The sequence below is a fragment of the Citrobacter sp. ABFQG genome, assembly GCF_004322975.1.
GTDB classification, from domain to species: Bacteria; Pseudomonadota; Gammaproteobacteria; order Enterobacterales; family Enterobacteriaceae; genus Citrobacter; species Citrobacter freundii.
This window is the reverse complement of sequence record NZ_CP036435.1, coordinates 1364945-1388688: the sequence shown is the minus strand read 5'-3', so window position 1 is coordinate 1388688 and position 23744 is coordinate 1364945. Positions and strand designations below refer to the sequence as shown.

Genomic DNA, 23744 nt, shown 5'->3' with positions numbered 1-23744 from the left:
GTCACTCAAAGAGATCCTTTTCAGTCAGAGCGAACCATGCAAACAGAGCAGTCGTCACAGCGAACGGTTACACGGTTATGTATTCAATGCGGTCTTTTTTTACTTCAGCATGGGGCAGAAAGCGCGCTGGTTGACGAGCTATCCACCCGCCTCGGGCTGGCACTTGGCATGGATAGTGTAGAAAGCGCTATCTCCTCTAACGCTATCGTCCTGACCACCATTAAAGACGGGCAATGCCTGACATCAACGCGAAAAAATCAGGATCGCGGCATTAATATGCACGTCGTGACGGAAGTGCAGCACATTGTCATTTTGGCGGAACATAAACTGCTGGATGTTAAAGGCGTAGAGAAACGCTTTAGCCAGATTAAACCACTGCGCTATCCAAGATGGCTGGTCGCCCTGATGGTCGGTTTATCCTGCGCCTGTTTTTGTAAACTCAATAACGGCGGATGGGATGGTGCGGTGATCACCTTTTTTGCCAGCATGGTGGCGATGTATATCCGCCAGATACTGGCATCCCGGCATTTGCATCCGCAAATCAATTTTTGCATCACCGCCTTTGTGGCGACCACCATTTCAGGTTTGCTGCTGACGTTGCCGACCTTTAGCAATACCCCGACTATCGCTATGGCCGCCAGCGTGCTACTGCTGGTTCCGGGCTTTCCGTTGATCAACTCCGTCGCGGATATGTTTAAGGGACACATTAATACCGGACTCGCTCGCTGGGCTATTGCCAGTCTGCTTACGTTGGCGACCTGTATTGGCGTGATCGTGTCGATGACCTTATGGGGGCTGCGCGGATGGGCGTGATCGATTTCATACTGGCGCTGATGCAGGATATGATCCTGTCGGCGATCCCGGCGCTTGGCTTTGCCATGGTATTCAATGTCCCCCATCGGGCGCTCCCATGGTGCGCATTACTCGGCGCACTCGGTCACGGCTCACGAATGGTGATGATGACCGCAGGGTTTAATATTGAATGGTCAACATTTATGGCGTCGCTGCTGGTCGGCTGCATTGGGATCCAGTGGTCGCGCTGGTATCTGGCGCATCCGAAAGTCTTCACCGTCGCGGCAGTGATCCCCATGTTTCCCGGGATCTCCGCCTACACCGCCATGATCTCAGCAGTAAAAATCGGCCATTTTGGTTATAGCGAAGTGCTGATGATTACCCTGCTGACCAACTTCCTGAAAGCCTCATCGATTGTCGGTGCGCTCTCCATCGGTCTGTCCGTGCCAGGATTATGGCTGTATCGCAAACGTCCACGCGTTTAACGGTGCACTTTCTTTAATACTGTGCAGAGAGGGGAATCTCCCCTCACCTGCTGCTCTCCTTCTTCTCTGTGTTACTATAAAGCAGTCCCCTTCTCGGTTGTTGTTCAGTATTGAGAAACATTATGCCCTGCAAAATTTTGACGCCAGACGTCACGAGCATTGACGCCTTATTACACGATCACCACGCTGTGCTGGCCAAGTCTGCGGGTGGCGCCGTAGCCGTATTCGCTAACAATGCACCAGCGTTTTACGCGGTGACGCCTGCGAGACTGGCTGAGCTGTTGGCGCTTGAGGAGAAACTGTCACGCCCGGGAAGCGATGTGACATTGGATGATCAATTTTATGAAGAGCCGCAAACCGCTCCCGTTGCCGTGCCAATGGGGAAATTTGCGATGTACGCTGCCTGGCAGCCTGATGCCGACTTTCAGCGTCAGGCCGCTTTATGGGGCGTAGCGTTGCGAGAGCCGGTTACTGCTGAAGAACTGGCCTCATTTGTTGCCTACTGGCAGGCTGAAGGCAAAGTCTTTCACCATATTCAGTGGCAGCAAAAACTGGCGCGCAGCATTCAGATTGGACGGGCCAGCAATGGCGGAATGCCAAAGCGCGATGTGAACAGCGTCAGTGAACCTGACAGCCACATTCCACCGGGTTTTAGAGGATAACGATGAAAAACGTTGGCGACCTGATGAAACGTCTGCAAAAAATGATGCCACCTAATGTCGAGCCCGCCTTTAAAACGGGCGAGGAGCTGCTGGCATGGCAAAAAGAGCAAGGTGAAATTCGTGCCGCAGCGCTGGCCCGCGAAAACCGGGCCATGAAAATGCAGCGCACATTCAACCGTTCCGGTATCCGTCCGCTGCATCAGAACTGTTCGTTCGAAAACTATCGGGTAGAGTGCGAAGGTCAGATGAACGCCCTGAGCAAAGCCCGCCAATACGTTGAAGAGTTTGACGGCAACATCGCCAGCTTTATCTTCTCCGGCAAACCCGGCACCGGCAAAAACCATCTGGCCGCCGCCATCTGCAACGAACTGCTATTGCGCGGCAAGTCGGTACTGATCATTACCGTGGCCGATATCATGTCGGCGATGAAAGAAACGTTCAGCAATCGTGAAACCAGCGAAGAACAGCTGCTCAACGATCTGAGCAATGTGGATCTGCTGGTGATCGACGAGATCGGCATGCAGACCGAATCCCGCTATGAAAAAGTGATTATTAATCAGATTGTCGATCGCCGTTCATCCTCAAAACGTCCGACCGGCATGTTAACTAACAGCAATATGGATGAAATGAACAAGCTGCTGGGCGAGCGCGTGATGGACCGTATGCGCCTTGGCAACAGCCTGTGGGTCATTTTTAACTGGGAAAGCTACCGTAGTCGGGTCACCGGTAAAGAGTATTAACGTATTAGGACCACTCCTAAGACTGCCAGCGCTATACTGCGCTGAAAAGGCATAACACGAGTTGCATATAATGATGAAAACTACCAAACGTCTGCTGTGCTGTGCGCTTGCCGCCAGCACGCTCATCTCCACCAGCGTTTTTGCCGCCTCCTGGCAGGATTCGCTCTCCAGCGCGGCCAGTGAGCTAAGCAAACAAAGCTCCGGCTCGCAAAGCAGCTCGTCGCTCTCTTCCCTGACCAGCCTGCTGAATGGCAGCAATCAGTCGTTGACCTCTAGCAGCATGAATAACGCCGCCGGGATCCTGGAATATTGCGCGAAACAGAAGCTGGCCTCGGTCACCGACACGCAAAACGTGAAAAACCAGGTGCTGGATAAACTGGGGCTCAGTGCTCCTGAGCAGAAGCAAGACACCAACTATATGGACGGGATTCAGGGTCTGCTCAACGCCAAAGATGGTCAACAGCTGGACCTGAACACGATTGGCAACAGCTCGCTGGCGAAACAGGTTAAAACCAAGGCCTGCGATCTGGTGTTAAAACAGGGCATGAACTTCATTTCCTGACGCACGACATGCCGCGTATAACCTGCGCGGCATCTATTTTTTACCCCATTACATTCACACGTTAAATAACCAGTAAATCCCCTGCAAAAAACACACATATCTAAACCAATTCTGAATAACAACGTAATTTAATGTCACTACAATTGCAGCAATATAACATCGCTATTACATTGTGCTTTCCCCTAATGATTAGCCTGCCAGGCATGTGCCCGGTTTATTGAGGATCGACCGTTGTCAGAATTAATCTCCATCACTCTGTTTCTCGCTTCAGTGCTGATTTACGCCTGGAAAGCGGGTCGCAACACCTGGTGGTTTGCCGCCACGTTAACGGTGCTGGGGATTTTTATTGTCCTGAATATCACGCTGTACGCCAGTGACTATTTCACCGGCGACGGGATCAATGACGCGGTACTCTACACGCTGACCAACAGCCTGACCGGCGCGGGGATTGGAAAATATATTTTGCCGGGGGTCGGCATCGCGCTGGCGCTGACGACAGTTTTTGTCGCGCTCGGCTGGATCCTGCGCCGCCGTCGCCATCACCCGCATCATGTGGGTTACAGTCTGCTGGCCCTGCTGCTGGCGCTGGCCTCCGTTGACGCCAGCCCGGCGTTTCACCAGATAACCGAACTGGTGAAGTCGCAGTCGCGCGATGGCGATCCGGATTTCACGACGTATTATAAAGAGCCGTCGAAAACCATTCCCAACCCGAAGCTGAACCTGGTGTATATCTACGGTGAGAGCCTCGAGCGCACCTATTTTAATAACGACGCGTTCCCGGATCTGACCCCGGAACTCGGCGCGTTAAAAAATGAAGGTCTGGATTTCAGCAATACCATGCAACTACCGGGTACTGATTACACCATCGCTGGCATGGTCGCCTCCCAGTGCGGTATTCCGCTGTTTGCGCCATTTGAAGGCAACGCCTCGGCGTCGGTCTCAAGTTTCTTCCCTAACAATATCTGTCTGGGCGATATCCTGAAAAACTCCGGCTATCAGAACTACTTTGTGCAGGGTGCCAACCTGCGCTTTGCCGGCAAAGACGTGTTCCTGAAATCTCACGGCTTTGACCATCTGTACGGTGCGGAAGAGTTAAAAAGCGTGGTGGCGGACCCGGCCTATCGTAACGACTGGGGCTTCTACGACGATACCGTGCTGGACGAAGCATGGAAAAAATTCGAAGAGCTTTCGCGCTCGGGCCAGCGTTTTTCACTGTTTACCCTGACCGTGGACACCCATCATCCGGATGGATTTATCTCACGTAGCTGCAACCGTAAACGTTATGACATCGACGGGAAGGCCAACCAGTCGTTCAGCGCGGTCGGCTGCAGCCAGGAAAACATTGCCGAATTTATCAATAAAATCAAAGCATCGCCGTGGTTTAAAGATACCGTTATCGTTGTTTCTTCCGATCATCTGGCGATGAACAACACCGCATGGAAGTATCTGAACAAGCAGGATCGTAACAACCTGTTCTTCGTGCTGCGCGGCGACCAACCGCAACAGGACACGCTGGCGGTAAAACGTAATACGATGGATAACGGCGCAACGGTACTGGATATTCTCGGCGGCGATAACTTTATCGGTCTTGGCCGTAGCAGCTTGTCTAGCGAATCCGTGTCGGAAGTATTCCTGAACATTAAAGAAAAAATGCTGGCGTGGAAGCCCGATATCATTCGTCTGTGGAATTTCCCGAAAGAGATGAAAGAGTTCACCGTCGACCAGGACAAAAATATGATCTCCTTCTCCGGCAGCCATTTCCGCCTGCCATTGCTGCTGCGTGTATCGGACAAACGCGTAGAGCCGCTGCCGGAAAGCGAATACTCGGCCCCGCTGCGCTTCCAGCTGGCGGATTTCGCCCCGCGCGATAACTTTGTCTGGGTCGATCGCTGCTACAAAATGGCGCAACTGTGGGCGCCGGAGCTGGCGCTTTCTACCGACTGGTGCGTTTCACAGGGTCAGTTAGGCGGGCAGCAAATTGTGCAGCACGTCGACAAAGCCAAATGGAAAAGTAAAACCGTATTTAAAGATACGGTGATCGACATGGAGCGCTACAAAGGTAACGTCGATACGCTGAAAATTGTCGATAACGACATTCGCTACAAAGCAGATAGCTTCGTTTTCAACGTGGCGGGCGCGCCGGAAGAGGTGAAACAATTTAGCGGTATTTCACGCCCCGAATCCTGGGGACGCTGGTCCAATGCGCAGCTCAGCGAAGAAGTAACGATTGAGTACAAAGCCCCGCTACCGAAGAAATTCGATCTGGTCATTACCGCGAAAGCCTTCGGTGACAATGCCAATCGTCCGATCCCCGTGCGCGTTGGCAACGAGGAACAGACGCTGGTGTTAGGCCATGACGTCAGCACCACTACCTTACATTTTGATAACCCGGCGAATGCCGATACGCTGGTTATTGTTCCACCCGATCCGGTCGCCACCAACGAGGGCAATATTCTCGGTCACTCACCGCGTAAGCTGGGGATCGGGATGGTTGAAATCAAAATAGTGGCTGCTCAGGGATAAAAAAACAGCGCCCAACACCACACCGGGCGCTGCATGGCAACCTTATTCCAGACTGTTCACCGCCTGGCGCATACCCTGCACCAGAATCATCTCCAGGTTGGCCGTCACCTGCCCGGCAAGCCCAGGTAACAACGTCAAATCCTCTCCCCAGTGCGCCGCATCGCCAAGCACTGAATCCACCAGTTCACGCAGCGTTAAATCATTGCCAACTCGCGGCCACAGGCTGGCATAGAGGCTTACCCACTGCTCATCATCCTGTATCGGATAGCGTTCCCCGTTACGCTCTGCGCGATAAAACGCCAGCAGCGCAGCGAGGGCAAACGTTAACCGCACTGGCCAGCGCCCATTTTGCTCACCCGCCAGCAGTTGCGGCAAAATTCGGGTGCGGAATTTAGTCATCCCGTTAAGCGCAATGGAAAGCAACTGGTGGCGAATGTAGGGGTTCTGAAAACGCCCGCTCACCGCGTCGGCAAATTCTCGCAGTTCGTCCGCCGGGAGATCCAACACCGGAATAATCTCCTCACTAATCGCCCGCTCGACAAAGCGGCGGATATCAGCATCCTGCATCGCCTCGCCAACGGTCTCCAACCCGCACAGCCACGCCACCGGCACCAGCGCCGTATGCGCGCCATTGAGAATAGCGACTTTGCGCTCTTTGTACGGTTTGATATCGCTCACTACACGGATATTCAGCGGACACTGCGCCAGCTTCAGCTCCTCTGCCAGCCACTGCGGCCCCTGGATCACAAACAGGTAAAAATGCTCCGCGGTATCGAGAAACGCATCGTGATAGCCAAGTGTAGCCTCCAGCGCAGCGGCTTCTTCGCGCGGGTAGCCGGTGACAATACGGTCAACCAGCGTGGAACAGAACGTGTTTGCCGTCTCCACCCAGTCGGCAAATGCCGGAGGAAGCTGCCACTCCTGCGCATACCGCAGCACCAGGGATTTGAGCGCCTCACCGTTATAGTCGATAAGCTCGCACGGAATAATTACCCAGCCCTTATCCACCGCGCCCTCAAAGTGGTTAAAGCGCTCCATCAGCAGGCGCGTCAGTTTGGCCGGAAAGCTCACCGGCGGCGCATCATCCACACAGTCTGCCGCGTGATAGCTAATTCCGGCTTCGGTAGTATTTGAAAACACAAAACGGATATCCGCATTGTGCGCCAGCGCCAGATACGCCGCGAAATCCTGGTACGGGTTGATTTCGTTATTCACCGACCGGATAAGCCGCGCCTCACTCACCGCCTCACCCTGCTCGTTTAGCCCGCGAATAAGCGTGGTATACAGCCCATCCTGGGTATTCAGCGACGGAGGAAAATCGGTATTAATTGGCCGAACGATGGTCACGCCAGCGTTCAGATCGGTATGCTCGTTGAGGATATCCAGTTGCCAGTCGACAAACGCCCGCAGAAAGTTACCTTCTCCAAACTGGATCACACGCGTTGGGTAGCTGGCTCCCGGAAAATCACGTCGATTCAATGTTTTCATCCTGTTTTCCCTCTCAGAACGTGATCACGCCTTTAATCAGTTCACGGTTGTTGATCACATCCCGCTCGTAGATTTCAGCCAGTGTGGCAAACGCGTAACGGTGCGTAAGCATCATGTCGGCGGTCAATTTGCCTTCCGACATCAGGCGGCCCACTTTGGCGAAATCTTCCGGCGTGGCGTTGCGACTGCCCATCATGGTGGTCTCTTTCTTGTGGAACTCAGGGTCAGAGAACTGCAAATCGCCTTTAAACAACCCAACGAAAACGATGCTGCCGCCATGACGAATCAAATTCACCGTGTTATTCATCGCATGTTGATTCCCCGTGGCATCAATGACCTTTTGCGCCAGCGAACCGCCAAACTGAGCGCGCAGCTGCGCATCAAAATCTTCAGCGGATGGGTCGATAACCGGAAGTCCCAGGCGGGAAACCACATGGTCTCGGCGTGCGGGACTGGTATCGGCGACCACCACCTGTGCGCCATCGGCTTTGGCAATCGCTGCAGCCCCCAGGCCAATCGGACCAGCGCCGACCACCAGCACCTGCTCACCCGGCGCCACCGCCGCCCGGCGTACCGCATGCGCGCTGATGGCATAAGGCTCAATCAGCGCCGCCGCCTGCGGGTCAATCCCCTGCGCATCCAGCAGGTTGGTCACCGGAACGGACAAATATTCACTGAAACCGCCATCCTGGTGCACGCCAATTACTGAAATCTTCTCGCAGCAGTTGGTGCGCCCGCTCAGGCATGCCGGACACTGCTGGCAGGCCACGTAAGGAATAACCGCCACCTGCTGGCCATTTTTCAGATTCTGTATATTCTTACCCAGCCCGACAATTTCCCCACATATTTCATGCCCTAATACACGTGGGTAGCTGAAAAAAGGTTGATTGCCACCCCAGGCATGAATATCGGTACCACAAATCCCTACCGATTTAATTTTTATTAATGCTTCACTCTCACCCGGAATAGGTATTTCGCGTTCTTTCCAGACTAATTTTTTAGGTTCCTGGCAAATCAACGTATTCATCGTAGACATGATTCTGCTCTCCTGTTTTTTGTTGCCTCAGATATCAACGAAAATAAAAAAGACGGAGAAAGCAGAAACACAATCTGTGAATCCCAGCGCATAAAAATGTTTTAAATCGGGTTTTAATAGGTAAAAAGGAGAAGCCATGAGCCGTTCGCAGAACTTACGCCACAATGTGATTAACCAGATTATCGATGATATGGCGCGTGGTCATATCCCTTCCCCTCTCCCGTCGCAAAGCGCATTAGCGGAGATGTACAACATCAGCCGCACCACCGTGCGTCATATGCTGAGCCACTTAGGCAAGTGCGGCGTTCTGACCCAGGTCGGCAGCCACTATGTTATCGTGCGTAAACCCGACCATGACGACGGTTTTGCCTGCACCACCGCCTCCATGACCGAGCAAAACCGGATTTTTGAGCAGGCTTTTTTCACTATGATCAACCAGCGCCAGCTGCGTGCAGGCGAGAGCTTCTCCGAACTGCAGCTTGCCAGAGCCGCGGGCGTCAGTCCGGTAGTCGTACGGGAATATCTTTTAAAATTCGAACGTTACAACCTGATCAAAAACGAAAAACGCGGTCAGTGGAGCATGAAGCAGTTCGATCAGGCCTATGCGGAGCAGCTGTTTGAACTCAGAGAAATGCTGGAAACCCATTCCCTGCAACATTTTCTCAATCTGCCCGACGATGACCCACGCTGGCTGCAAGCGAAAACGCTGCTGGAACGCCACCGGATCCTGCGCGACAGCATCGGCAGCAGCTTTCGTATGTTCTCGCAGTTAGACCGTGAGTTTCATGCCTTGCTGCTCTCTGCTGCCGATAATATATTTTTCAATCAATCACTTGAAATCATCTCCGTGATTTTCCACTTCCACTATCAGTGGGATGAGAGCGACCTCAAACAACGCAACATCATTGCCATCGATGAGCATATGACCATCCTCAGCGCGCTGATCTGCCGCAGCGACCTGGATGCCACCCTGGCGCTTTGTAACCATTTGAATTCAGCCAAACAATCAATGATTCGTTCCATCAACCAGAGTCATAGCGCCGCCCATTAAGTACCGATAAAAAACAGCAAATCATTACCGGGAGCACGATTTTATAAAAATAAAAACGCCTGAAAAATACCTCTTGCCTATGCTCACGCTAAGTCGATTGCATTAAAAACTTTTGTGAGCGGTGATGAGCAAATTGATTCATCACCGGTATTTTTTCAATACTGCACAGTCCTGCTGTGTGAAAAATAAATTATTGAGGTTCAGGAGTCCGGCGTGGAAAAAAATAATATTACCCTCGACCCGAGTTCTTCGTTTGGCACGTCATCATCTGCGGATATTAATGTTCCGCCTGAGGGCATGGTGCAACGCAGTAGCCGAATAAAACGTATTCAAACCACGGCAATGATTTTATTATTTTTTGCTGCGGTTATTAATTACCTCGACCGCAGTTCTCTGTCGGTCGCCAACTTAACGATTCGTGAAGAACTGGGGCTGAGCGCCACGCAAATCGGCGTGCTGCTGTCGGTATTTTCTCTCGCTTATGGTATTGCGCAATTGCCCTGCGGCCCGCTGCTGGATCGCAAAGGTCCGCGCATTATGCTGGGGCTGGGGATGTTCTTCTGGTCGCTGTTTCAGGCGATGTCCGGCATGGTGCACAGCTTCACCCAGTTTGTGTTGGTGCGTATCGGGATGGGGATCGGCGAAGCGCCAATGAACCCGTGCGGCGTAAAGGTCATCAACGACTGGTTTAACATCAAAGAGCGCGGCCGCCCGATGGGATTATTCAACGCCGCCTCCACCATCGGGGTTGCCATTAGCCCGCCGATTCTGGCTGCCATGATGCTGGTAATGGGCTGGCGCTGGATGTTCATCACCATTGGCGTGCTGGGTATTTTCCTCGCCATCGGCTGGTACATGCTGTATCGCAACCGCGAGCAAATTGAGCTGAGCGCCACGGAACAAGCGTACCTGAACGCTGGTAGCGTCAATGCCCGCCGCGATCCGCTGAGCTTTGCCGAATGGCGCAGCCTGTTTCGCAACCGTACCATGTGGGGCATGATGCTGGGCTTTAGCGGCATCAACTATACCGCATGGTTATACCTGGCCTGGCTGCCGGGCTACCTGCAAACCTCCTACAACCTGGATTTAAAAAGCACCGGATTAATGGCGGCGATCCCGTTCCTGTTTGGCGCAGCCGGCATGTTGATTAACGGTTTTGTCACCGACTGGCTGGTGAAGGGCGGTATGGCGCCGATTAAGAGCCGTAAGATTTGTATAATCGCCGGGATGTTCTGCTCTGCAGCCTTCACCTTCGTTGTGCCGCAGGCCACAACGTCAATGGCCGCCGTGTTACTGATCGGTATGGCGCTGTTCTGTATCCACTTCGCCGGTACCTCGTGCTGGGGCCTGATCCACGTCGCCGTCGCCTCACGCATGACCGCTTCCGTGGGCAGTATCCAGAACTTTGCCAGCTTTATCTGCGCGTCGTTTGCGCCGATCGTCACCGGATTTATTGTTGATACCACCAACTCTTTCCGCCTGGCGCTGATCATCTGCGGCTGCGTCACCATGGTGGGGGCCCTTGCCTACATCTTCCTGGTTCGCCAGCCCATTAGCGATCCACGTAAAGATTAATCCTCCAGATGCCCGATAACACCGTGCTTATCGGGCATGTTATGCTCCTCGTATGAACATCACCTTACGCGCTACTACTCTGGCAGACGCAGCCGCTCTTCCCGCCATCGAACGATCTGCGGGGCAACGTTTTTTACAGATCCCAGAACTGGCGTGGATTGCTGATGACCAGATTATATCGTCTGCTCAGCATCAGGCATTTGCCGCCACTGGCTTGAGCTGGCTGGCGCAGGCCGATGAGCATCCGGTCGGCTTTTTAGTCGCCGAAACGCTGGATTCATCGCTGTTTATTGCGGAACTGTCGCTGCATCAGGAGTGGCAGGGAAAGGGAATTGGCCGCCGATTAATTTGCTATGTTGCCGAACAGGCGGGCGAGAAAGGTTACACATCGCTCACGCTGACCACCTTCCGCGATGTGCCGTGGAATGCGCCATGGTACGCGCGTCTGGGATTTGAAATGTTGGCTGAAGAGACGCTGCCTGCAAAGTTGCGCCAGAAAAGAGAAGAGGAAGCGGCGCATGGACTGGCGTATGAATCACGCTGCGCCATGCGCTTGATGCTTACTTAGAACGTTTCCCAGTTATCCCCGGCATCCGCTACCGCGGCTTTACGCGGCTGGACCGTTGAAACCGGTTTAGCGGCCGCAACGTCACGCGCGCGCTGTTGGTCATGCTGAATACGGAACACAGCAACGGCCTGAGTCAGGCGGCTGGCCTGCTCTTCCAGCGCGGCAGCGGCAGCGGCGGATTCTTCCACCAGCGAGGCGTTCTGCTGCGTCACACGATCCATCTCGGCAACGGCCAGACCAACCTGATCAATACCGCGGCTCTGTTCATCAGAAGCAGAGGCGATTTCACCCATGATATCGGTCACGCGGGTTACCGCATTGACGATCTCATCCATGGTTTCACCGGCGCTTTCAACCAGCGTTGAACCAACATCCACACGGCTGACCGAATCTTCAATCAGGCTCTTAATCTCGCGCGCGGCCTGCGCACTACGCTGGGCCAGGTTACGCACTTCACCCGCAACCACCGCAAATCCACGGCCCTGCTCGCCCGCGCGTGCGGCTTCTACCGCGGCGTTGAGTGCCAGAATATTGGTCTGGAAGGCAATGCCGTCGATGACGCTAATAATGTCGGCGATCTTCTGCGAACTGGAAGCGATATCACGCATGGTTTGCACCACGTTGTCCACCACTTTGCCGCCTTTCTGCGCGGTTTCCGACGCACTCAGCGCCAGATGGCTGGCCTGACGCGCGTTTTCGGCGTTCTGCTTCACGGTTGCCGTCAACTGTTCCATGCTGGCTGCGGTTTCTTCCAGAGAGGCCGCCTGCTGTTCGGTACGGGAGGAGAGATCGTTATTGCCCATCGCAATCTCGCTGGCCCCGCTGTAAATCGCGTTGGCGCCGTTACGCACGTCACCCACGGTATTCATCAGCTCACCCTGCATGTGACGCAGGCTTTCCGCCAGTTGCCCAATCTCGTTGGAACCTTCCACCTCAATACGCTTCACCAAATCGCCGCTGGCGATATGACGAATGCTGTCAATCAGACGGTTCATTGGGGAGATAAGGGTCAGTTTGATACCAAACCACACCGCAATAATCGCCGCCAGTACGGTAATCAGCACGCAGATCAGCACCCACATCGCCTGGCTGTAAGAACTGTTGTTATCTTCCACCGCGATGTCATACAGGCGATCGTTCTGCTGCATGTAACTCATATACTGCTTCTCAAAGCCATCCTGATAGCTCTGCGTCGGTTGATCAAAGAACGCGTTGATCTTCCCGTCACCCAGTAACTGGATCAGCTCCGCCAGCGCACCGTGATAGATGTCATAGGTGCGGTTGATCTCCTGGAAAGCGGCTTCGCTTTGGCGCGGATCGCGCGGGATCGACTCGTAAATCGCCCAGTTTTTTTCCGTCAGCTTCAGCGCCGTGCTGGCTACCTGCATCAGTTCGGCAACGGTCGCGCCGCTGCCGATATTGCTCTGATCCATCATGTAGCGAATGCCCGCCCGGTTCAGGGTATTACGCGTTTGCAGCAGCTCAACCCAGGTGGCGTTCAGCGCAGACTGTTGCTGGCGAATGGTTTGCAGAACGGTAAAGTTCTCTTTGTCATTCTTAAGTGAGTTAAAAAACAAGCCGCCCGAGGCGAGCTGTAAAAGGCCAAATAGCGCCAATACCAGCAGTAAGCTGGTAACAATCTTCATTCGTTTTAACATGTTTTCTCTTTCCGCTAGACAGATATCAGAATTTTCGGCCTGGAAAGGGAAAACTTTATGAAATTTGTGCTAGTTGAATCGATCTCAGCATCGACGATTCGTCGATCCACGCCGTCTGCTAAAGCGCTAAGCGGGTTTATTAGTGATCTCAATCACATAAATATACCCGTTAGTCCCCACCGCTTACCGCTCGCTGACACTTGGGACCGCTTAAGCTGACATACAACCGCTCACTTATTTACCTTACTTTACGCGCGTAATTCTCTGGCAAGATCCCCCCAACATAGCAGTCAAATAACCTCCTCAAACACAAGATCAAACCCACGCGGCTTCGGCCAATTATTAATTAGATACCAGGTTTTACTATGGATACGAAAAAGATATTCAAGCACATACCCTGGGTGATTCTCGGAATCATCGGTGCATTCTGCCTCTCGGTAGTGGCATTACGTCGGGGTGAGCACATCAGTGCCCTGTGGATCGTAGTCGCCTCAGTTTCTGTTTATCTGGTGGCTTATCGTTACTACAGTTTGTACATCGCCCAAAAGGTGATGAAACTTGACCCGACGCGCGCCACGCCGGCGGTCATCAACAATGATGGTCTGAACTACGTTCCAACCAACCGTAACGTGTTGTTTGGTCACCACTTTGCTGCTATCGCAGGTGCAGGTCCGCTGGTTGGGCCGGTACTGGCCGCGCAGATGGGTTACCTGCCTGGTACGCTGTGGTTGCTGGCGGGCGTAGTGTTGGCCGGTGCGGTGCAGGACTTCATGGTGCTGTTTATCTCTTCTCGCCGTAACGGCGCATCTCTGGGTGAGATGATCAAAGAAGAGATGGGCCCGGTGCCGGGAACCATTGCGCTGTTCGGCTGCTTCTTAATCATGATCATCATCCTCGCGGTACTGGCGTTGATCGTGGTGAAAGCACTGGCTGAAAGCCCGTGGGGTGTGTTCACCGTCTGCTCAACCGTACCTATCGCGCTGTTCATGGGGATCTACATGCGATTCCTGCGCCCAGGACGCGTGGGCGAAGTGTCGGTGATTGGTATTGTGTTGCTGGTTGCCTCCATCTACTTCGGCGGCGTGATTGCGCACGACCCGTACTGGGGCCCGGCGCTGACCTTTAAAGACACCACCATTACCTTCACCCTGATCGGTTACGCGTTTATCTCTGCGCTGCTGCCGGTATGGCTGATCCTTGCCCCGCGCGACTATCTGGCTACCTTCCTGAAAATCGGCGTTATCGTCGGTCTGGCGGTGGGGATTGTTATTCTCAACCCGGAACTGAAAATGCCGGCGATGACCCAGTACGTTGATGGTACTGGCCCGCTGTGGAAAGGCGCTCTGTTCCCGTTCCTGTTCATCACCATCGCGTGTGGTGCGGTATCTGGCTTCCACGCGCTGATCGCTTCCGGTACTACACCGAAGCTGCTGGCCTGTGAAACCGACGCGCGTTTCATTGGTTACGGCGCGATGCTGATGGAATCCTTCGTGGCGATTATGGCGCTGGTTGCTGCGTCCATCATCGAACCGGGTCTGTACTTCGCAATGAACACCCCGCCTGCTGGCCTTGGCATCACCATGCCGAACCTGCATGAAATGAGCGGTGAGAACGCGCCGCTGATTATGGCGCAGTTGAAAGACGTTACCGCACACGCAGCGGCAACCGTCAGCTCCTGGGGCTTTGTGATTTCGCCTGAGCAGATCCTGCAAACCGCGAAAGACATCGGCGAGCCGTCCGTTCTGAACCGCGCAGGTGGTGCACCGACGCTGGCCGTTGGTATCGCCCACGTGTTCCACAAAGTGCTGCCGATGGCTGACATGGGCTTCTGGTACCACTTCGGTATCCTGTTCGAAGCGCTGTTCATCCTGACCGCACTGGACGCCGGTACCCGTTCTGGCCGCTTTATGCTGCAAGATTTACTGGGTAACTTCGTTCCGTTCCTGAAGAAAACCGACTCTCTGGTTGCGGGTATCATTGGTACTGCGGGCTGCGTAGGCCTGTGGGGTTACCTGCTGTATCAAGGTGTTGTTGACCCGCTGGGCGGCGTTAAGAGCCTGTGGCCGCTGTTCGGTATCTCTAACCAGATGCTGGCTGCCGTGGCGCTGGTTCTCGGCACCGTGGTGCTGGTTAAAATGCAACGTACCAAATACATCTGGGTTACCGTGGTTCCGGCAGTATGGCTGCTTATCTGCACCACCTGGGCGCTGGGTCTGAAACTGTTCAGCACCAACCCGCAGATGGAAGGCTTCTTCTTCATGGCGAATCAGTACAAAGAGAAGATTGCTAACGGCGGCGAACTGACCGCACAGCAGATTGCCAATATGAATCATATCGTCATCAACAACTACACCAACGCAGGCCTGAGTATTCTGTTCCTGGTGGTGGTGTACAGCATCATTTTCTACGGGTTCCGTACCTGGCAGAAAGCCCGTACCATCAACGGTCGCTCTGATAAAGAGACACCGTATGTACCGGTGCCGGAAGGCGGCGTGAAAACCTCTTCACATCATTAAGCCGTAATTGCCGGATGGCGCTGCGCTCATCCGGCCTACAAAATGTGCAGTATGTAGGCCGGATAAGGCGCAAGCCGCTATCCGGCTTTATTCATTAACAGGACGGCAGAATGTTTGGTACTTTAGGTCAGGCAAAGAAATATCTCGGTCAGGCGGCAAAGATGCTGATTGGCATTCCGGACTACGACAACTACGTCGAGCACATGAAGACCAACCATCCCGATAAGCCGTACATGACCTACGAAGAATTCTTCCGCGAGCGCCAGGAAGCCCGCTACGGTAGCGGCGGAAGCAGTTGCTGTTAGAAGGAGAAGTGAATGACCCCGATTGCAGTTACCCTACTCACCGGTTTTCTTGGCGCGGGTAAAACTACCCTGCTGCGCCATATTCTTAACGAGCAGCACGGTTACAAGATTGCCGTTATCGAAAACGAATTCGGCGAAGTCTCGGTGGACGATCAGCTGATTGGCGATCGCGCAACACAGATCAAAACCCTGACCAACGGCTGCATCTGCTGCACCCGTTCGAGCGAACTGGAAGACGCGTTGCTCGATCTGCTCGACAACCTCGACAAAGGCACCATCAATTTCGACCGTCTGGTGATCGAATGCACCGGCATGGCCGATCCCGGCCCGATTATTCAGACCTTTTTCTCCCATGAAGTAATTTGCGAACGCTACCTGCTGGACGGCGTAATTGCGCTGGTTGACTCGGTGCATGCCGACGAGCAGATGAACCAGTTCACCATTGCCCAGTCTCAGGTGGGCTACGCCGACCGCATCCTGCTGACCAAAACCGACGTAGCAGGTGAAAGCGAAAAACTGCGTGAGCGCCTGGCGCGCATCAACGCCCGCGCCCCGGTGTATACCGTCACGCATGGCGATATCGACCTATCCCTGCTGTTCGACACCAACGGTTTCATGCTGGAAGAAAACGTGGTCAGCGCCAAACCGCGCTTCCACTTTATCGCCGACAAGCAAAACGATATCTCCTCGATCGTCGTCGAGCTGGATTACCCGGTGAACATCAGCGACGTGTCCCGAGTGATGGAAAATCTGCTGCTGGAATCCGCTGAGAAGCTGCTGCGCTACAAAGGTATGCTGTGGATTGAAGGCGAGCCAAATCGCCTACTGTTCCAGGGCGTCCAGCGCCTGTACAGCGCCGACTGGGACCGCCCGTGGGGCGACGAACAACCGTACAGCCAACTGGTGTTTATCGGTATTAATCTGCCGGAAGACGAGATCAGAGCCGCGTTTGCGGGGTTGAAGAAGTAGATTTTTTGTAGGCCGGATAAGGCGCAGCCGCCATCCGGCACTCCAGCCACTCACTCGGTGATCACAAATCGTGTCGCCGCAAAGCAGTTCAAAACGCGGTGCACCAGAAATACCATTGTTAACGTGGCCAGCAGCGCGACGGTAACGGAGGTGATGCGGTAGAGATCGCTGAACACCAGATCGCTGTCCGGATGCAGGTTCTGGCCGAACATAATGCCGATGGTGGTGATACTAGCAAAACCCACGCCCGCACCGACTTTTTCCATCACGTGCAGGCGGGCGCTGAACGCCAGCCCGAGGCCAATCAGCGGCATCATCAACAGCATATGGTTGCTGAAATCATACACCAGCAGTTGCACCAGCAGAATGTACAGACAAGCCAGTACCACGCCGACCACGCGCCAGAGAGAGCTCAACACCGCGCCACGATAATGCATCGGAAACAGGATCAAAATACCCGCCATCAGCGCCGACAGCGAATCGCTCAAGTCGCAAATCTGAAAGACCACAAAAATCATTGTCGCCACCGAACCGGAAAGCAGCGACTCGTGACGAACCCGGGCGTCATCTTTCTCAATGCGCGGCGGCGGCTGTCGGGGTTCCACGTCCGGGATCAGATAATGCAGCAACGCACTCAGCGCCACCGCCATGACGCAGGCTTCCATATTTGAGAACATCAGCGTATGCCAGTTGGTGGTGGGATAGCTCATAAAATTGAGCATCGTGCTCTGGCACACCACGCCCATTGAGCCGAACAGAAACAGCGGTCCTTTGCTCATCAAACGAAAACGCACCACGTACAGGCTAAATACCACCAGCGTCATAATCAGCGGCCATTGTGAGAGATAGCCGACAATCAGTACCATTTCGACGCAGTTCACCGCCGCGCTGAACACAAACTGTTTGGCCACATGGCGGTTGAACACCGGTACCAGCGACAGCAGCATCAGCGGATAAACCACGAAAAACACGCCGTACTGCACGTTGTAGAAGGTCGAAATACTCAGCGCGATTGTGCCGGCAACCGAGATACGCAGGGTCTGGCGAAAATCATTGGCGGTGTAGACAATATTCCCGTGCGGCGTAAAGACGTGGGCCAGAGTGTTAATAGACATAATGCAGCCAGCTAACGAGATGGATCTGCGCCCCGGCAAAGGTGCGGGCGAACATCCCCTCGCTGTTGTACAGCTGTACCGTGGCGCGCGCCCCGGTCGGCAACGGCGTGTCGAGCGGTTCGTTCAGCGCGACGTGAATACGCATACGTTGGGCGTCGCGCACCCAGCGGGTAGACTGTTCCGGTTGCGACAGCTGGCCGTTAACCTGCTCCTGTCCTGCCAAAATACCGGCATCGCTGCTGGTGACGCGAGCAGAGAAAACCTTGCCCGGCATGGCGTCGAACACCACCGCGGCATCGGTATCCACTTTAGTGTGACGCAGGCTTTTCTCGCGAAAGTCGGCCACGATATCGGTCTGGTGGCTGACCAGCGCCAGCAATGGCGTGGCGGCAGTGGCGTAAAGTCCGGGACTAAGCTGGAGATTGCTCACCGTACCGTCGGTCTGGGCATACACTTTGCTCCAGCCGAGGTTCAGTTGCGCCTCTTCCAGCGCGTTACGGTATTTTTGTAGCGTCACGTTACGCTTATCATCGCGCTCGCCCCGTTGGATCAGCAGGTTCTGAATACTGGCATTGAGCGCCGACACCGACTGCTCGCTGGTTTGCCAGGCGGTGCGCACCTTGTCGAGATCGGCTTGCGACACGTTCTGCATGGCACTCAGGCGCTGATAGCGGTCAAAGGTGGTCTTGTCGTTCCGGGCGTTAAATTGCGCGGTGCGCAGGTTGGCACGCTCAGAGGCGATCTGCGCATCCAACTGTTGGTTGCTCAGCTTTGCCTGCTCAAGGGCGATTTGCGCAGCCTCGACCTTATTGATAAACGGCGTCGGATCCAGTTCGTACAGCAAATCGCCCTTTTTCACCTGGCTATTGTTATGTACATGCACCTGCGAGACGTAGCCGGATACGCGTGAGGAAACAGGCGTTACCACACGCATCACCGTGGAGTCCGGTGTTAGCGGGATCCAGATATCGGCAACGATAAACCAGGCGAATATAACCAGGAAAGCGGCAATACTCACCCTTACCCAACGGGCAAATTTTTGTTCTGGGGTCATCATAGATTTTTAGTGTTGATTGTCTTCTTCGCGGATTGTCCGCAAATTGCAGGCGAGTTGATTTAAGGTCGAGCTGAAGGCGGCAAGCTCCGCTTCGGGGATGGTACACGTGACGCGATGTTGGTAGTTCTCAATCACCCGGTTTAGTTTTTCCAGCCTTGAGCGGCCTTGCTCGGTCAGCGTGAGCAGGCGAATGCGTTTGTCATAAGGCGATGTGGAACGCAGCAGATAGCCGTGCTTTTCCAGCTGTGAGAGGGTGCGCATCAGCGGCGGCAGTTCAATACCCTGCACCTCCGCCAGTTCACTGACCGAGACGTTGTCTCCCAGTTGATACAGCTGCATCAATACCGTCCAGCTTGACTGCGTCAGGCCAGTGTCGGTAATGGCTGCATCAATAATGGCCCGCCACTGGCGCACCACCATTGCCATGCGCATCCCCATCGGGCGGCGGGCAAACAGTTCATCTTCAGTCATGTATCCTTCCCCTCATAGCTGAGAAGAAAATAATACTTATCAGGGTAAGTATCAAGAAACACATCATTCAGAACGCATAAATTGATAAATACCATAAATACAAATGAGGCCGGGAGAAAACCCCAGCCTCTGTCGATGAAAGAAAATCACTCCACCTGATCGCGTCGCAGCCCGACGTCCCTCAGCCGCTCGTCGCTCATCTGTTGCAACAGGCGCCGCGTTTGCGCTCGCAGCCGCCACGCCTTGTATGCCCGCCAGATCAGTACAAACCCAATAAACGGCTGTTTTGCTTTATTCTCGTGAAATTCCATACCTTGCCTCCCCGCCTTGCCAGAGGCTTTATCTTCACGGATTTGGCCCAAAACAATACAGACTCACAAAGTACTTTTATTTAACATACAGATTGGTTAAAAAGAGTTCTACATCGCTTTTTTCACGTCAATCTGTACTGGTTTGTTAATCTGTATGGTACCCATGAGGGATACAGCATGACGCGTTACCAACATCTGGCCAATCTGCTGGCCGAACGCATTGAGCAAGGTCTGTATCGCCATGGCGAAAAACTGCCTTCGGTACGCAGCCTGAGCCAGGAGCACGGGGTCAGCATCAGCACCGTCCAGCAGGCATATCAGACGCTGGAACAACTACGGCTGATCACGCCGCAGCCGCGTTCCGGTTATTTTGTCGCACCACAAAAAGCACAGCCGCCGGTGCCGCTGATGTCGCGCCCGGTCCAACGTCCAGTCGAGATAACCCAGTGGGATCAGGTGCTGGACATGCTTGCAGGTCATGCAGACAAATCGATAATCCCTTTTAGCAGTGGCGTGCCCGATATCAATCAACCCAGCCTGAAGCCGCTCTGGCGCGAGCTAAGTCGCGTGGCGCAGCATAATCTCAAGGCGGTTCTGGGCTACGATGAATTACCAGGCTGTCGCGAATTGCGTCAACAGATTGCCCGGCTCATGCTGGACGGAGGTTCGGTCATCAATGCGGATGATATTGTGATCACCAGCGGGAGTCAGAGCGGGATGTCACTGGCGCTGCTGGCAGTCTGCCAGCCAGGGGATATCGTCGCCGTAGAATCGCCCGCCTATTACGGCACGATGCAGCTGCTACGCGGATTAGGGATCAAAGTTATAGAGATCCCAACCGATCCGGATACAGGGATCAGCATTGAAGCGCTGGAACTGGCGCTGGATCAGTGGCCGATTAAAGGGGTGATTCTGGTTCCTAACTGCAATAATCCCCTCGGATTTATTATGCCGGATGCGCGTAAACGGGCGGTGCTCGCCCTCGCCCAGCAGCACGATATTGTTATTTTTGAAGATGATGTGTACGGAGAGCTTGCCACGGAATATCCCCGTCCGCGCACAATACACTCCTGGGACAGCGATGGTCGGGTGCTACTGTGCAGTTCATTTACCAAATCCGTGGCGCCGGGGTTGCGCGTCGGTTGGGTTATTCCCGGTCGTTATCACGATAAATTTCTGCATATGAAATATGCCGTCATCGGCACTAACGTTCCTGCTACGCAGCTGGCGGCCGCCGCTTTCGTGCGTGAGGGGCATTATCATCGGCATGTTCGCCGTATGCGTCAGATCTACCAGCGGAATATGGAGATCTACACCTGTTGGGTACGGGAATACTTCCCCTGCGGGATCTGCGTCACCCGACCGAAAGGCGGCTTTATGCTGTGGGTCGAGCTGCCGCACCAGGTCGATATGGTCTGTGTCGCTAAGCAGCTCTGTCGCCTCAAAATCCAGGTTGCACCGGGTTCGCTGTTCTCCGCATCAGGAAAGTATCGCAACTGCGTACGCATCAACTGCGCGTTGCCGCCAAACGAGAAGCATCGGGAAGTGATGCAAAAACTCGGGGAAGCGGTAAAGGTGGCGATAGAGTAAATCAGACCACCCGGTGCTACCGGGCTGGCGATTGCACGGTTTAGGTCATTTCTAATGGCTTACGCCCTGAATATCTTCAACGGAAAGTCGGGTAATTTTTTGCACCGTGCTGAGATCAGTACCGTCGGCCAGCATGGTGCGGGCAATGCGCAGCGCCTCGGTGCGTTGCCCCTCAATTAAACCTTCTTGTTTACCTTCCTGCTTACCTTTTTGCTGGCCTTCGAGCCACCCTTTTTGAAATCCAGCCTCATGCAATCTGTCCGCGATCGTCATTAAATGCTCCTTATGCTGTGGTGAACGTTCAGCAACCCCACGAATAAACTCACTGAAGCGAGGTGCATCGCCAGTTTGCAAAATATAATTAAACAGCGTCTTTATCTGGCTGTCATTAGTCACTCCCGTAAGTAGCAGGGAAACAATTTGCTCAACAAGCCCCATAAGGAAGCTACACCCTCACCTGCAACTTTCTCTCTTTGCGAGACGATTTCCGGGATAATAACGTCCCTATGTAACGTCTGCATTTGTCTGGAACCCGTCACGCAGAATCACGACCTCAATGCACATTCCCGCTTTTTCACCACTCGGCCTGTGCTATAACGAATCATTACTTTCAGGGAGGAGGCGATGTGACGCACACCCGGGATATTCCACAATCGTTCTGGCGTGATGAACAGCTCCCGTGGCTGGAACTGCGCAGCACCAGGCAAAGCCAGCAGGTCTATAAGCGGCATCACCACTCTCAGCTCTCGATTGGAGCAATTCTCGAGGGGGAAACGTGCTGCCTGTGCGATGGCAAGGAATACCATCTGCAGGTGGGCGATCTGATTGTGATCCCGCCTCTGGCACCTCACAGCTGTAATCCTGTTAACGGACAGTTTCGCAGCTATCACATGCTTTATCTTGATGCCCGGTGGTGCCTTGCCCATCTGCCTGCGCAGAACAACAATCAGCGGCTTTGCACGCGCGATCCCGTTATCCGCGATCGGCAATTGTTCCAGCACTATGTAAACCTCGTGGCACTTATGCAGCAACGGCAAACGACGCGGGTAACGGATGCCGCGCAAGCATTGCTGCGTTCGCTGCCATTGCAGTCGGTCACACAAGACAACCTAAGCGCCACCAGCCAGTATCTGCGCGAACGGTTGCAGTCCAGCCTGCTCACGCCGCCCTCACTCGATGAGCTGGCACATGAGTGTCACATGCGTAAAGAAACGCTGATCCGTACCTTTAAGCAGGACACCGGGCTGACGCCTGGAAGCTATCTGAACATCATTCGGATTGACTATGCCCGCCAGCTGCTGCGGGCCGGGGACGAAATTGCCGATGTCGGCTATCAGAGCGGGTTTGCCGACCAGAGCCATTTCCATCGCACCTTTGTTCGCTACACCGCCGCCACACCGCGCCAGTACGCGTTGGGGCGATCAATAACAGACAATAATTAGCGCTGCGTCAGGCGTACGGTGATCTCAGATTCATTGTCTGAGGTCGCTATGTCGCTGCTTTCTGTACTTTTTCCGTCTGCTTTTCCCGCGCTGGCGCTGGCACATTTTGTCGCACTACTCAGCCCCGGTCCGGACTTCTTTTTACTGGTCGGTTATGCCGTACGATACCGGATGCGCGGCAGCACCGGGCTGTGCGTGGGTATCGCCGTCGGCAATGGGCTATATATCCTGCTGGCAATTATCGGTTGGGGGATCCTGCGCCAGCTTCCCCTGCTGTTTACCATTATTGAGCTGCTGGGCGCGCTCTATTTATTGTGGATAGGCAGCCTGCTAATACGCAGTCGCCCGCAAACTCTGACCGGAGCAGATGCCCGGTCTACCTGTCCAGGATTTGGTAAACAGCTGCTGCTGGGATTGGGTTCGTCACTGCTTAACCCAAAAAATGCACTGTTCTATCTGGCGCTAATGACCGCCCTGCTCGGCCCGTCGGTGACGCTGCTACAACAAACCATGAGCGGGATCTGGATGACCAGCGTGGTGCTGTGCTGGGATCTGCTGATCGTGATGTTCATCGGTTTACCGCAGATCCAGCGGCGGTTAACCAGAGGGATCTTGTGGGTAGAGCGTATCGCTGGCGGTGTATTGATTATCTTCGGCTGTGCTATCGCGCTGCGGTTTTTGCAGAGCATCGTAGTCTGATTTGCGGTGCGATTTTCTACACATAAACAGGATAAACTCGTTTAATTAATATCCAATCCGCATTACACTGCGGATGGTTATTACCCGTTCAACTTACTCTTCCTGAGGTGCGATGTGCTGATTGTTACC

Annotated in this window: 22 protein-coding genes and 1 pseudogene; 15 read left to right on the top strand and 8 right to left on the bottom strand. The window is 54.0% G+C overall.

What is annotated here, in order from left to right; translation table 11 throughout:
- The first annotated feature begins 36 nt into the window (after positions 1-36).
- The 6 genes from WN16_RS06770 (at position 37) to opgB (ending at position 5764) form a co-directional block, all read left to right on the top strand.
- On the top strand, positions 37-813 hold the full coding sequence (locus WN16_RS06770) for a threonine/serine exporter ThrE family protein (RefSeq protein WP_003019122.1): 777 nt from the start codon (positions 37-39) through the stop codon (positions 811-813).
- Positions 804-1277 (top strand): threonine/serine exporter, encoded by a 474-nt coding sequence (locus WN16_RS06765; RefSeq protein WP_003019127.1) that lies wholly within the window; start codon positions 804-806, stop codon positions 1275-1277. Before WN16_RS06770 ends, WN16_RS06765 begins: the two co-directional genes overlap by 10 nt.
- Before the next feature lie 122 nt (positions 1278-1399).
- A complete protein-coding gene (dnaT, locus tag WN16_RS06760; RefSeq protein WP_003019130.1) occupies positions 1400-1939 on the top strand; it encodes a primosomal protein DnaT in 540 nt (179 codons plus the stop codon).
- A 2-nt stretch (positions 1940-1941) separates the two neighbouring features.
- Positions 1942-2679, top strand: coding sequence for a DNA replication protein DnaC (gene dnaC / locus WN16_RS06755; RefSeq protein ID WP_003019133.1), 738 nt, complete (start codon positions 1942-1944; stop codon positions 2677-2679).
- Between the two features lie 70 nt (positions 2680-2749).
- On the top strand, positions 2750-3241 hold the full coding sequence (locus tag WN16_RS06750; protein WP_003830016.1) for a DUF2501 domain-containing protein: 492 nt from the start codon (positions 2750-2752) through the stop codon (positions 3239-3241).
- 231 nt (positions 3242-3472) lie between these two features.
- Entirely contained in the window at positions 3473-5764 is a 2292-nt protein-coding gene (gene opgB / locus WN16_RS06745; protein WP_016149508.1) for a phosphatidylglycerol--membrane-oligosaccharide glycerophosphotransferase, read from the top strand.
- A 42-nt stretch (positions 5765-5806) separates the two neighbouring features.
- On the opposite strand, the gene WN16_RS06740 is transcribed toward opgB, so the two are convergent.
- Complete coding sequence (locus WN16_RS06740; protein WP_016149507.1) at positions 5807-7252, bottom strand: tagaturonate reductase; 1446 nt, start codon at positions 7250-7252, stop codon at positions 5807-5809.
- A 13-nt stretch (positions 7253-7265) separates the two neighbouring features.
- Positions 7266-8288 carry a zinc-binding alcohol dehydrogenase family protein gene (locus WN16_RS06735; protein ID WP_003837229.1) on the bottom strand — a complete coding sequence of 341 codons (1023 nt, stop codon included), beginning with the start codon at positions 8286-8288 and terminating at the stop codon, positions 7266-7268.
- A gap of 136 nt (positions 8289-8424) precedes the next feature.
- Between WN16_RS06735 and WN16_RS06730 the strand changes: the two genes are divergently transcribed.
- From WN16_RS06730 to WN16_RS06720, 3 genes are all read left to right on the top strand, one after another.
- Positions 8425-9339, top strand: coding sequence for a GntR family transcriptional regulator (locus WN16_RS06730; RefSeq protein WP_016149506.1), 915 nt, complete (start codon positions 8425-8427; stop codon positions 9337-9339).
- A 213-nt stretch (positions 9340-9552) separates the two neighbouring features.
- Positions 9553-10914: an MFS transporter gene (locus WN16_RS06725; protein ID WP_003845612.1), complete on the top strand. Its 1362-nt coding sequence runs from the start codon at positions 9553-9555 to the stop codon at positions 10912-10914.
- A 52-nt stretch (positions 10915-10966) separates the two neighbouring features.
- Positions 10967-11482, top strand: a complete 516-nt coding sequence (locus tag WN16_RS06720) for a GNAT family N-acetyltransferase (protein ID WP_003845611.1) — start codon at positions 10967-10969, stop codon at positions 11480-11482.
- Here the strand turns inward: WN16_RS06720 and tsr are convergent.
- Positions 11479-13140 (bottom strand): methyl-accepting chemotaxis protein, encoded by a 1662-nt coding sequence (tsr, locus tag WN16_RS06715; RefSeq protein ID WP_044699072.1) that lies wholly within the window; start codon positions 13138-13140, stop codon positions 11479-11481. The genes WN16_RS06720 and tsr overlap by 4 nt on opposite strands.
- Before the next feature lie 365 nt (positions 13141-13505).
- Here tsr and btsT point away from each other — a divergent pair, with 365 nt between their 5' ends.
- The 3 genes from btsT (at position 13506) to yjiA (ending at position 16930) form a co-directional block, all read left to right on the top strand.
- Positions 13506-15656 (top strand): pyruvate/proton symporter BtsT, encoded by a 2151-nt coding sequence (gene btsT, locus WN16_RS06710; RefSeq protein ID WP_003845609.1) that lies wholly within the window; start codon positions 13506-13508, stop codon positions 15654-15656.
- Between the two features lie 110 nt (positions 15657-15766).
- On the top strand, positions 15767-15961 hold the full coding sequence (locus WN16_RS06705; RefSeq protein ID WP_003830038.1) for a YbdD/YjiX family protein: 195 nt from the start codon (positions 15767-15769) through the stop codon (positions 15959-15961).
- Between the two features lie 12 nt (positions 15962-15973).
- Positions 15974-16930, top strand: coding sequence for a GTPase (gene yjiA, locus WN16_RS06700; protein WP_032937625.1), 957 nt, complete (start codon positions 15974-15976; stop codon positions 16928-16930).
- 50 nt (positions 16931-16980) lie between these two features.
- Here the strand turns inward: yjiA and WN16_RS06695 are convergent, their stop codons facing one another.
- The 4 genes from WN16_RS06695 to WN16_RS06680 form a co-directional block, all read right to left on the bottom strand.
- On the bottom strand, positions 16981-18045 hold the full coding sequence (locus WN16_RS06695; protein ID WP_032937626.1) for a DUF2955 domain-containing protein: 1065 nt from the start codon (positions 18043-18045) through the stop codon (positions 16981-16983).
- Positions 18035-19102, bottom strand: coding sequence for an HlyD family secretion protein (locus WN16_RS06690; RefSeq protein ID WP_032937629.1), 1068 nt, complete (start codon positions 19100-19102; stop codon positions 18035-18037). Before WN16_RS06690 ends, WN16_RS06695 begins: the two co-directional genes overlap by 11 nt.
- 6 nt (positions 19103-19108) lie before the next feature.
- Positions 19109-19573, bottom strand: coding sequence for a MarR family transcriptional regulator (locus WN16_RS06685; RefSeq protein WP_032937631.1), 465 nt, complete (start codon positions 19571-19573; stop codon positions 19109-19111).
- A gap of 146 nt (positions 19574-19719) precedes the next feature.
- On the bottom strand, positions 19720-19884 hold the full coding sequence (locus tag WN16_RS06680) for a DUF1127 domain-containing protein (RefSeq protein WP_003019180.1): 165 nt from the start codon (positions 19882-19884) through the stop codon (positions 19720-19722).
- 177 nt (positions 19885-20061) lie between these two features.
- Here WN16_RS06680 and WN16_RS06675 point away from each other — a divergent pair, with 177 nt between their 5' ends.
- A complete protein-coding gene (locus tag WN16_RS06675; RefSeq protein ID WP_003019183.1) occupies positions 20062-21474 on the top strand; it encodes a PLP-dependent aminotransferase family protein in 1413 nt (470 codons plus the stop codon).
- A 51-nt stretch (positions 21475-21525) separates the two neighbouring features.
- On the opposite strand, the pseudogene WN16_RS06670 reads toward WN16_RS06675, so the two are convergent.
- Positions 21526-21915, bottom strand: a pseudogene (locus tag WN16_RS06670) (ISNCY family transposase); the annotation flags it as partial.
- Positions 21916-22100: 185 nt separating this feature from the next.
- Here WN16_RS06670 and WN16_RS06660 point away from each other — a divergent pair.
- The gene (locus WN16_RS06660) at positions 22101-22916 is read left to right on the top strand and encodes an AraC family transcriptional regulator (RefSeq protein ID WP_044699076.1); all 816 of its coding nucleotides are present in this window, start codon (positions 22101-22103) and stop codon (positions 22914-22916) included.
- A gap of 48 nt (positions 22917-22964) precedes the next feature.
- Positions 22965-23615, top strand: coding sequence for a LysE family translocator (locus WN16_RS06655; protein WP_003845599.1), 651 nt, complete (start codon positions 22965-22967; stop codon positions 23613-23615).
- The last annotated feature ends 129 nt before the right edge of the window (positions 23616-23744 follow it).

Coding starts and splice junctions, on each gene's coding strand:
- WN16_RS06695 (WP_032937626.1), bottom strand. CDS start 18,045: ATGTCTATTAACACTCTGGCCCACGTCTTTACGCCGCACGGGAATATT.
- WN16_RS06720 (WP_003845611.1), top strand. CDS start 10,967: ATGAACATCACCTTACGCGCTACTACTCTGGCAGACGCAGCCGCTCTT.
- dnaT (WP_003019130.1), top strand. CDS start 1,400: ATGCCCTGCAAAATTTTGACGCCAGACGTCACGAGCATTGACGCCTTA.
- tsr (WP_044699072.1), bottom strand. CDS start 13,140: ATGTTAAAACGAATGAAGATTGTTACCAGCTTACTGCTGGTATTGGCG.
- WN16_RS06735 (WP_003837229.1), bottom strand. CDS start 8,288: ATGTCTACGATGAATACGTTGATTTGCCAGGAACCTAAAAAATTAGTC.
- WN16_RS06765 (WP_003019127.1), top strand. CDS start 804: ATGGGCGTGATCGATTTCATACTGGCGCTGATGCAGGATATGATCCTG.
- WN16_RS06690 (WP_032937629.1), bottom strand. CDS start 19,102: ATGATGACCCCAGAACAAAAATTTGCCCGTTGGGTAAGGGTGAGTATT.
- WN16_RS06685 (WP_032937631.1), bottom strand. CDS start 19,573: ATGACTGAAGATGAACTGTTTGCCCGCCGCCCGATGGGGATGCGCATG.
- btsT (WP_003845609.1), top strand. CDS start 13,506: ATGGATACGAAAAAGATATTCAAGCACATACCCTGGGTGATTCTCGGA.
- WN16_RS06750 (WP_003830016.1), top strand. CDS start 2,750: ATGATGAAAACTACCAAACGTCTGCTGTGCTGTGCGCTTGCCGCCAGC.
- WN16_RS06730 (WP_016149506.1), top strand. CDS start 8,425: ATGAGCCGTTCGCAGAACTTACGCCACAATGTGATTAACCAGATTATC.
- yjiA (WP_032937625.1), top strand. CDS start 15,974: ATGACCCCGATTGCAGTTACCCTACTCACCGGTTTTCTTGGCGCGGGT.
- WN16_RS06705 (WP_003830038.1), top strand. CDS start 15,767: ATGTTTGGTACTTTAGGTCAGGCAAAGAAATATCTCGGTCAGGCGGCA.
- WN16_RS06770 (WP_003019122.1), top strand. CDS start 37: ATGCAAACAGAGCAGTCGTCACAGCGAACGGTTACACGGTTATGTATT.
- WN16_RS06680 (WP_003019180.1), bottom strand. CDS start 19,884: ATGGAATTTCACGAGAATAAAGCAAAACAGCCGTTTATTGGGTTTGTA.
- WN16_RS06740 (WP_016149507.1), bottom strand. CDS start 7,252: ATGAAAACATTGAATCGACGTGATTTTCCGGGAGCCAGCTACCCAACG.
- WN16_RS06655 (WP_003845599.1), top strand. CDS start 22,965: ATGTCGCTGCTTTCTGTACTTTTTCCGTCTGCTTTTCCCGCGCTGGCG.
- WN16_RS06675 (WP_003019183.1), top strand. CDS start 20,062: ATGACGCGTTACCAACATCTGGCCAATCTGCTGGCCGAACGCATTGAG.
- dnaC (WP_003019133.1), top strand. CDS start 1,942: ATGAAAAACGTTGGCGACCTGATGAAACGTCTGCAAAAAATGATGCCA.